The sequence below is a fragment of the Rhizobium sp. SVR5-9E genome (assembly GCF_056755095.1).
Genome location: NZ_JBNDHS010000526.1, coordinates 1 through 256 on the forward strand (window position 1 = coordinate 1; position 256 = coordinate 256).

At 32.4% G+C, this 256-nt stretch carries 1 protein-coding gene; it reads right to left on the reverse strand.

What is annotated here, in order from left to right; translation table 11 throughout:
- Positions 1-256: tyrosine-type recombinase/integrase (locus ACPYOJ_RS35905; protein WP_481420466.1), on the reverse strand; the 256-nt coding region annotated here is incomplete at both ends.

The window sequence follows — 256 nt, forward strand, 5'->3', positions numbered from 1 at the left end:
ATTTATATTCTGTTTCAGGTTTGCGTATTTCTACGTAACTTTTTAACAGTCCGGAGAGATTATCTGAAATCGGAATCACTCTTTGTTTATTTCCTTTTCCTATTACTTTTATTTCATTTCCGGTAAGATTTACATTCTCAAAAGTCATACCACAAAGCTCAGCCTTACGAATTCCTGTTTGATATAGAACTTCTAAAATACACTTTTCCAGAATGCCGGGAATTTTTGTAAAAACCTGATTACTCAAATCTTGCAT